This window comes from Candidatus Alcyoniella australis, from assembly GCA_030765605.1.
Classification (GTDB): Bacteria; Lernaellota; Lernaellaia; order JAVCCG01; family Alcyoniellaceae; genus Alcyoniella; species Alcyoniella australis.
The window spans coordinates 1-8,661 of the sequence record JAVCCG010000010.1; the positions used below are offsets into that span (position 1 = coordinate 1).

An 8,661-nucleotide genomic window follows, 5' to 3' on the forward strand; every position below is an offset into this window, starting at 1 on the left:
GCGCAGTGCTCGAGGTGATCGGCGAGGACTACGTGATCGCGGCGCGCGCGCGGGGCATGCCCGAGTGGCTGGTAATGCTCAAGCACGTGATGCGCAACGCGGCGATTCCGATCCTGACCGTAATCGGATTGCAGTTCGGCGCGCTGCTCTCCGGCGCGGTGATTACCGAGAACGTCTTTGCCTGGCCCGGGCTGGGCACCGAGTTCATCAGTGCGCTCAACCGCCGCGACTACCCGGTGGTCCAGGGCTGCGTGCTGCTCTTCGCCTTCGTGTTCGTCGGCGTCAACCTGCTTACCGACCTGGCCTACGCAATAGCCGATCCGCGCATCAGGCTCGGGGTTCGCGGAGAGTCGCGATGACCGTGCGCGCCTGGATCGGCCTGGGGTTGGTGCTGCTGCTGATTGCGGCCGCGCTGCTCGGACCGCTGCTGGTCCGCGCCGATCCCGAACAGCTCGAGCTCGGCCAGCGCCTGAGCGCGCCAAGCCGCACGCACCTGTTGGGGCAGGACAAGCTGGGACGCGACGTGCTGGCGCGGGTGCTGATCGGCGCGCGGGTCAGTCTGGCAGTGGGCCTGATCGTGGTGCTGGTCAGCGCGCTGGTCGGTTCGCTGCTCGGCGGGTTGGCCGGGTTCCTCGGCGGAGTGTTCGACGGCGCGCTGATGCGCTTGGTCGACGTGCTGATGGCCTTTCCCGGCATCTTGCTGGCCATCGCCATCGCCGGGATTCTCGGGCCCAGCGTAACCAACGTGATCATCGCGCTCTCGGCTTTGGGCTGGGTGGGCTACGCGCGGCTGGTGCGCGGCCAGGTGATGGCCGTGCGCGAGCGCGACTTCGTGATCGCGGCCCGCGCCACGGGCGTGCCCGAGTCGCGCGTGCTCTGGCGGCACGTGGCGCCGGTGGTGCTCGCGCCGGTGATCGTCCAGGCCTCGTTCGGCATTGCCGGGGCGGTGCTCGCCGAGAGCTCGCTGAGTTTCCTCGGGCTGGGCCCCCAGGACATGCCCTCGTGGGGCGCGATGATTTCCGAGGGCGCGGAGCAACTGCGCAAGGCGCCGCATTTGGCGACGTTCCCCGGTCTAGCCATCGCCCTGACCGTGCTGGCGTTCAACTTCCTCGGCGACGGACTGCGCGATCGGCTCGACCCCCAGGGTGCCGCGCAATAGCGCGACCTGTCGAAGATCATAAAGACCCGCGCGCCGCGAGGGTTTAATGACGATTGGATATTAAAAGGGGGAAGCTATGAGCGATGCCAATAACGACGTTCCGGACGCCTCAATCCTACGCGACGCCCTGGCCAAGCTGCACTACGGGCTGTACATCCTGACCGTGGAGGAGGGCGGCGAAGTCAACGGCATGCCCGTAAGCTGGGTCAGCCAGGTGAGCTTCGACCCGCCGCTGGTGATGATCGCGGTCCACTCCAGCCGCTACACCCACCAGATGCTCGAATCGGCCGGAAGCTTTGCGCTGAACCTGCTCAAGCCCGAGCAGGCCGCGCTGGTGCCGCGCTTTAAACTCAAGGGCGAGCAGCGCAGCCACAAGTTCGACGGGCTGGAGCTCGAGCGCGGAAGCATCGGTGCGCCGCTGCTGCGCGACAGCGTTGCGAGCATTGAGTGCGAAATAGTTAAAACGTTCGTGCCTGGAGACCACACGCTGTTCTTCGGCCTGGTGCGCGACGTGCGGCTCAACGAGCCGGACTCGCCCGTGCTCGGAGTCGACGACTTCGGCAAGGGCTACGGCTGACCCGGCTTTGAGCCGGGCACAAAACTCGCGGCGGCTTGGAGCCGCCACAAGACTCGCGCAGCACGATAATCATTGAGCAACGCCCCACCCCGCGTAGCCGACTTTTAGTCGGGGGCAAGTCTCGCGCCTACCCAATATTGTTGAAAAACAATATTACCCCTCACCCCCCGTTGCGTCCGAGTCGCGGTAGCAGCACCAGGGCGCGTTTGATGTCGGCCCACAGGCCGCGTCCGCGGCTGCGGATTAGCCGTCGCAGTACAACGCCGGGCCGCAAGTAGAACTGGCGGTTGAAGCGTCGCAGCAGCGCCTCGAGCCGACGGCGGGTGATCGCCCCGGGCCAGGCCGGCGGATCGAAATCGGGTCGCGGATTTGCTGCGAAGCGTTGCCAGTAATCCTCGCTGATCACGCCCTGGGCCAGCGCCCGTTCGTAGATCTTGGTCGCGGGGTAGGGGATGTAGATTGCGGTATGCACCATGTCGGGGTTGAGTTCGCGGGCCAGGGAGATGCTTCGGCGCACGTGGCCCTCGGTCTCGCCGGGATTGCCGAGCATGAAGTACGCCAGATGCGGCAGCCCGACCTCGCGTGTGAGGGCGAAGGTCTCGCGCACTTGCTCGAGGGTGTAGGGCTTGCCCAACGTGCGCAGCACGTCTGGGTCCGAGGCCTCGACCCCGTAGGTGATCATGTCGCACCCCGCGGCCTTGAGCGCCAGCAGCAGCTCGTGATCCACGGTCTGCACCGTGGCACGCGCGGTGAAGCGCAACGGCAGCCGCTCGCGGACCATCCCGTCGCAGATTTGCAAAACGCGCTCGCGGTCGATGGTGAACACTTCGTCGTAGATCAGCAGGTAGCGAATGCCCATCGCCACGCACTCGCGCAGCTCCTCGATCACATACTCGGCCGAGTGCGCGCGGAAGCGTTTGCCCGTGATCGAGCGCGAGCAGAATGCGCAGCGGAAAGGGCAACCGCGGCTGGTGATTATAATCGACAGCGGTCGCAGGTCGGTGATCAGCGAGCCGTAGCGCGCGGTGTCCACCAGGTCGCGCGCCGGTCGCGGAATCGAGTCCAGCTGCTCGATGCGCGGCGGCATCGGGTTGGTCTCGATCCGTCCATCGACTTGGCGCACCAGGCCCGGCGCGTCGTCGATTTTCCCGTTGCCCGACAGCCGTTCGAGCAGCGCGGGCAGCGTGGTCTCGCCCTCGCCGATCAGCAGCATGTCCAGCGGCTCGAGGGCGATGGTCTCACGCGGATAGAGGAAGGGTTGGAGCCCGCCCATCACCACCGGCGCGTGGGGCACGGCAGCGCGCGCCGCGGCCGCGGCGTCCAGGGCGTCGGGCATGCTGAACGAGACCGCGGTTACGCCCACCAGGTCCGGATGCCACTGTTGCAGACGCGCGCCGATCTGGTCGGGCCGCAGGTTGTCCAATGCGGCGTCGATGATCAGCACCTCGTGCCCGGCCTGACGCACTGCGGCGGCCACGTACATCAGTCCGATCGGAGGATTGATCCCGCGGATGCGTTCGACCTCGCGCGGCAGGTTGGCGCCGATCATCCGGCGTTCGGCGGGCTGGATCAGCGCTACCCGCATCAGACGCCCACCAGCCAACGCATGATGCGCAGCAGCAGATAGACCAGGTGCCGCGGCCCGCGCACGTTGCGCAGGATCTCGATGATCACCCGCGGCCGCGCGTGGAAGCGCAGCAGGGCCCAGCGCTGTTCGTTCTTTAATCTACTCGCGGTGGTCCCCTCGGGCACGAACGCCACCTCGGCCAGGGTCGGCGCGTCGCGCCGCCAGGTTCCCGCGTAGTCGCCGCACTCCAGAGCCTCGTAGGCCGAGGTGCCGGGGAAGGGGTGGAACAGCATGAAGTGCCCCACGGCCAGCGGCAGCTCCATTGCCAGCTTCAGCGACTGTCGACGCTCCTGCCGCGTCTCGGTGGGGAAGCCGTAGAGGAAGAAGCCGCGCAGCAGAAATCCCTCCTCGTGCAGCATTTGCGCGGTGCTGCGCACCTGCTCCACGGTCAGGTTCTTGCGGATCAGGCTCAGCATTCGGTTTGAGCCGGATTCGATCCCGAGGTTCATCGAGTAGCAGCCCGCGCGAAACATCAGCCGCACCAGCTCGCGGTCGAGGGTGTCGATCCGCAGGCCGTTGGGGCACAGCCACCACAGGCGCGGACCGGCCAGGATCCGTTCGCAAAAGGCGCGCACGTAATCGCCGTCGTGGGTGAAGTTGTCGTCCACCACGTGGATCTCGTTGATCCCGTAGTCGCGCCGCAGCAGCTCGATCTCCTCGATCACGCTCTCCAACGGGCGGTAGCGCACGCGGCGGCCCGAGATCGCCGAGGCTCCGCAGAAGGTGCAGGGGTGCGGGCAGCCGCGGCTGATCGAGATCGGCGCCAGCGGGGTTGCGCGGTAGAACGCTCCCTGGGGCGCGGGGGGCGCCAGGTCGGGTCGCAGCAGATCCCAGCGCGGCAGCGGCACCTGCGCCAGGTCCACGCGGTCCAGCGGATTGGACTCGATTCCCGCATCAGTGCGGCGCACCAGCCCGGCCACCGAGGCGTAGTCGCTGCTGTTGTTTGCGATCAGCTCGATCAGCGCGGGCAGGGCGTTCTCCGCCTCGCCGCGGATCATCCAGTCGACCAAGTCGCCGTAGAATTCCCAGGCGCCCGCCGGGTCGGCGCTGGGGTCTGCGCCGCCGAGCACGATCGTCGCGTTCGGAGCAGCGTTACGCGCGGTCTGGATATAGGGTAAGTCCAGGCGGCGGCCGTAGGTGTTGACCTGGAAGCCGATCAGCTTGGGCCGAAACGACTCGATCTTGCTTGCCAGCCGCGCGGGCTTGGCGTGCAGGCGGATCGCGTCGAACAGTTCGACCTGGTGGCGTTCGCTCAGGGCCGCGGCGAGAAAGCCCAGGCCGAGGTTGGGTTGGATCGAGTCTGAGAGCTCGCGGGGTTTTACCAGCAGGACGCGCATGCCAGCCCGTTGTAAGGCCCGCGGAAGGGGAAATCAAGCGACGAGTTCAACGCCGCCGACGGAAAATCAGCGCATGGGCGTGCGATTGCCCATACCGCGCGCCGGACGGTCGCTGTGCTTGATATCGTAGATGATCTTTTGGATCTCCTCCTGGAAGCGGATTTCGAACGCAATGAACTTCATCATTCGCTCTGTGTCGAGCACCTTGGCGACCGCGACGTATTCCTCGTGATGCAGGTCGATGATCTTGTGATCGATCTGGGACGAGCGATCGATCAGCTTGTTCAGCTCCTCGGCGGTCAGCGGCTTGTCCTGGCTGATCGCGGTCGCCAGCCCGTGTCGAATCTGGCGCTGCTCGCGCAGCAGCTCGTTGATCTGGTCCTCGTATTGCTGCATCACCGGGAACAGTTTGGCCGAGAGCTCGGTATCGAGCTCGAGGAACTCGGTTATCTTCCAGATGCGGATCGACTGGATCCGCTCTTCAAGCTGCTTTTCCTGTCCGCCCCCGCGCCGTTGTCCGGGCGCGGCCATGCACGGCGCGGCCAGGATCAGCATTAACGCGATCGCCGTTAATCCATGCAGCCATTTCATAGGTCTATCCCCCCAGGGTGCTGTCGATTGTATACGAGTTGAGTCGCTCGATGAGCATCTCGATTTGTTCGTCGTCCAGGTCGTAGAGCAACTGTATATCCCCTGCCTCGGCGATGCTCAGCTGATCGATCTGCGTCGAATCGAGGTCCTCGCTGATCTGCTGGGCCAGCAGGTCGTCCAGCTGTGCCACCTGCGTATCGTCCAGCTCGTCGATCGTCACCAGCTGCAACTGCTCGACGTCCAGGGCGTTGAGTGCGTCGAGCTCGTCTGACTGTGCAGCCTGCTGCGGCTGGTCGGACTGCGCTGTTTGCTGCAACGCGGGCTGGGTCGGTTCGAAGCTGATCAGTCCGATGATCAGCGCGGCCACGATCAGCGCGGCCGCCGGAACCAGGGTGCGCGTCCCGAAACGCTCCCAGGCTAATTGCCACCACGGCGCGGACTGCGCCTGCTCGATTACCCTGGTCGTTAGCTCCACGCGATGGTTGGGGCTCGGATCGTTGCGCAGTATTTTGCCCCAGTCGCCAAGCAGCGCGCGCTGGGCTTCGAGTTGTTCGCGGCACACGGCGCACTGCTCCAGGTGCTGATGCACGGCCCGGCTCTCAGCCTCGGTCAGCTCCTGCTCGGCGCCGGCGGCCAGCAGGTCGAGCAGCGGCTCGATCCACTCGCATTGGGGTTTCATTGCGCCAACCTCTCTTTCAACTTACGCACGGCGTGATGAAAATTCACCTTGGCCGCGTTCTGCGTTATGCCCAGGGCCTCGCCGATCTGCGCGAAGGGCAGCTCCTCGGCCAGCCGCAGCCGCGCGACTTGGCCCTGAATCTCGGGAAGCTCGTCCAGCGCCTGATAGAGCATCCGGCGTCGGCGGTCGTGGTCGAGCTGTTCGGCCGTGTGGTCCTCCACGCTTAACCGTGCTTTGTCCAGCTCCATTCCCTGGTGCCGCGCGCGGTCGCGCAGCCGGTTGCGCGCCTGGTTGACCGTGATGCGATAGAGCCAGGTGCTAAACGCCGAGCGGCCCGAGAACGTGTGCAGCTTGCGATAGACCCGCACGAAGGTGCTCTGTACTACCTCGTCGGCCTCAGCCGGATCCTTGGTGACCGAAAGGGCGGTGCGATAAACAAACGCGGTGTAATCCCTGACGATTTGCTCGAACGCCTCGTGTTCGCCCGCCTGAGCGCGCGCCACAGCATCGGTTAGGTCGGGCAGCTTGGTCATCGTGATCACTGACACATGGTTTAGACAAGCTTACACGGCGGAAAGTTAAACACAAAGTGCGCGCGCGTTGACGCCGCACTCGCGACGATGCTAAAAGTGCGGCTGTTCAACCGGAGAGAAGAGATGCTGGACATCCGTTTTGTGCGCGACAACATCGAGACCGTACGCAACGCCTGCCAAGGCCGCAACGCGACCGACGCATTGCAGGACCTGGAACGCTTCGAGCAGATCGACTCGCAGCGGCGGGAGCGGATCGTCGAGCTCGAGCAGCTTCAGCACCAGCGCAATCAGGCCAGCAAGCAGATCGGCAAGGCGCGACAAGCGGGCGAGGACGCCTCGGAGATCATGGGCCGCATGAAGGAAATAGCGACCAAGATCAAAGAGTTGGAGCCAGGCGTGGCTGAGCTGGACGGCGAGCTGCGCCAGATCATGCTCTCGATCCCCAACCTGCCCGACCAGTCGGTACCCATCGGTCGCGACGAGAGTCAGAACGAGCTGATCCGCACCTGGGGCGAGCCGCAAGCGTTTGATTTCGAGCCGCGCGACCACGTCAGCCTGGGCGAGGGCCTGGGCATTCTCGACTTCAGCCGCGCGGCAAAAATCTCGGGCGCGCGTTTCTGCGTGCTGTGGGGCGCGGCCGCGCGCCTTGAGCGCGCGCTGATCGACTTCATGATCGAGCTGCACACCACGCAGCACGGCTACACCGAGGTGCTGCCGCCGTTCATGGTCAATGCCGAATCGATGACCGCCACCGGCCAGCTTCCCAAGTTCGAGCAGGATTTATTCAAGACCACCGACGGCTACTACCTGATCCCCACGGCCGAGGTGCCGGTGACCAACCTGCACCGCGACGAGCGCCTCGACCCGGCCAAGTTGCCGCTTAAGTACTGCGCGTTCACGCCCTGCTTTCGGTCCGAGGCCGGCTCCTACGGCCAGGACACGCGCGGGCTGATCCGCCAGCATCAGTTCGACAAGGTCGAGCTGGTGTGGTTCACCGACCCGGAGCGCTCGTGGGAGGCGCACGAGCAGCTGGTGGGCCACGCCGAGCAGGTGCTGCAACAGCTCGAGCTGCCCTACCGCGTGGTCAGCCTCTGTTCGGGCGACCTGGGGTTCTCCGCTGCCAAGTGCTACGACATCGAGGTCTGGGTCCCCAGCCAGGGGCGCTATCGCGAGATCAGCTCGTGCTCGAACTTCCTGGACTTCCAGGCGCGGCGTGCCAACATCCGCATCGACGCCAAGGGCCAGGGCAAGCGCGCGGGCTTCGTGCACACGCTCAACGGCTCGGGCCTGGCCGTGGGCCGCACCCTGGTGGCGATTTTGGAGAACTATCAGCTCGCCGACGGATCGGTGCGCGTTCCCGACGCGCTGGTTGGGCGCGTGGGCGCGGAACTGCTTACGCCAACAGACTGAGCTGCCGGGCTTTGATCGTGATTAGTAAAAGTGAAAGTGGGTTGAATTGACGCTCGCTGCTGTTTACACTTACGCTCCGCGCTGGTAACAGCGGAGAGATGACCGAGAGGCCGAAGGTGCTCGCCTGCTAAGCGAGTGTACGCCTAACCGTGTACCGAGGGTTCGAATCCCTCTCTCTCCGCCACTTTTTCCAGGATAGACGCTTCGCCCGCGGGCGGGCCCAATATGCAAAACATCGACGCACAACAGCTGCCGGCCGGCCGCATGGAACAGTGGGGGCTGCCCCTGCTGTTGATCAGCCTGGCCAATTTGTTTTCGGCCTTTGTGCTGTTCCTGTTGCCGCTGTATCTCGACGAGAGCCTGCACTACTCCGGCCTGCAAATCGGTGTGGTCTTCGGCGCGTTCAACATCAGCGCATTGGTCGGCGCGGTGCCCTTTGGTTTGGGCAACGATCGTCGTCGCTCGCGTGTGCTGGTCAGCGTATCGGTGCTGCTGGTGGCCGTGGCCGCATTGGCCCTGAGCGAGACCCAAAGCTTCAGCCTGTTCGTCGCGGCGTTCGTGATCTTCGGCGTGGGCGTAAACCTGTTTCGCATTAGCCTCGACGCGTTGATCTACCGCACTAACCGTTCGGGCAGCGAGGGCTGGCGGCTGGCGGTCTACCACTCGTTTCGCATGGGAGCCTTCGGCCTGGGCACGCTGCTGGTGGCCTGGCAGCTGGACCGCATCGGTTTTCCCATGGCGCTCAAGC

The 8,661-nt window shown here is 65.1% G+C and carries 10 protein-coding genes and 1 tRNA gene; 6 read left to right on the forward strand and 5 right to left on the reverse strand.

Annotation, left to right across the window (positions count from 1 at the left end):
• From P9M14_00965 to P9M14_00975, 3 genes are all read left to right on the forward strand, one after another.
• Positions 1-359, forward strand: a 359-nt coding sequence (locus tag P9M14_00965; protein ID MDP8254296.1) for an ABC transporter permease, incomplete at its 5' end; no start/stop codon positions are given.
• The gene (locus P9M14_00970) at positions 356-1,159 is read left to right on the forward strand and encodes an ABC transporter permease (GenBank protein ID MDP8254297.1); all 804 of its coding nucleotides are present in this window, start codon (positions 356-358) and stop codon (positions 1,157-1,159) included. The genes P9M14_00965 and P9M14_00970, both read left to right, overlap by 4 nt.
• A gap of 76 nt (positions 1,160-1,235) precedes the next feature.
• Entirely contained in the window at positions 1,236-1,736 is a 501-nt protein-coding gene (locus tag P9M14_00975) for a flavin reductase family protein (protein MDP8254298.1), read from the forward strand.
• Between the two features lie 160 nt (positions 1,737-1,896).
• On the opposite strand, the gene P9M14_00980 is transcribed toward P9M14_00975, so the two are convergent.
• From P9M14_00980 to P9M14_01000, 5 genes are all read right to left on the reverse strand, one after another.
• Positions 1,897-3,321 carry a radical SAM protein gene (locus P9M14_00980; protein ID MDP8254299.1) on the reverse strand — a complete coding sequence of 475 codons (1,425 nt, stop codon included), beginning with the start codon at positions 3,319-3,321 and terminating at the stop codon, positions 1,897-1,899.
• Positions 3,321-4,700 carry a radical SAM protein gene (locus P9M14_00985; protein ID MDP8254300.1) on the reverse strand — a complete coding sequence of 460 codons (1,380 nt, stop codon included), beginning with the start codon at positions 4,698-4,700 and terminating at the stop codon, positions 3,321-3,323. Before P9M14_00985 ends, P9M14_00980 begins: the two co-directional genes overlap by 1 nt.
• A 66-nt stretch (positions 4,701-4,766) precedes the next feature.
• A complete protein-coding gene (locus P9M14_00990; GenBank protein MDP8254301.1) occupies positions 4,767-5,291 on the reverse strand; it encodes a hypothetical protein in 525 nt (174 codons plus the stop codon).
• Between the two features lie 4 nt (positions 5,292-5,295).
• Positions 5,296-5,970 (reverse strand): zf-HC2 domain-containing protein, encoded by a 675-nt coding sequence (locus P9M14_00995; GenBank protein MDP8254302.1) that lies wholly within the window; start codon positions 5,968-5,970, stop codon positions 5,296-5,298.
• Positions 5,967-6,503 (reverse strand): sigma-70 family RNA polymerase sigma factor, encoded by a 537-nt coding sequence (locus P9M14_01000; protein ID MDP8254303.1) that lies wholly within the window; start codon positions 6,501-6,503, stop codon positions 5,967-5,969. The genes P9M14_00995 and P9M14_01000 overlap by 4 nt, the downstream gene beginning before the upstream one ends.
• A gap of 123 nt (positions 6,504-6,626) precedes the next feature.
• Here P9M14_01000 and serS point away from each other — a divergent pair, with 123 nt between their 5' ends.
• The 3 genes from serS to P9M14_01015 form a co-directional block, all read left to right on the forward strand.
• Positions 6,627-7,913, forward strand: a complete 1,287-nt coding sequence (gene serS / locus P9M14_01005) for a serine--tRNA ligase (protein MDP8254304.1) — start codon at positions 6,627-6,629, stop codon at positions 7,911-7,913.
• Positions 7,914-8,005: 92 nt separating this feature from the next.
• Positions 8,006-8,097 (forward strand) — tRNA-Ser (locus P9M14_01010).
• Positions 8,098-8,138: 41 nt separating this feature from the next.
• Positions 8,139-8,661, forward strand: a 523-nt coding sequence (locus tag P9M14_01015) for an MFS transporter (protein ID MDP8254305.1), incomplete at its 3' end; no start/stop codon positions are given.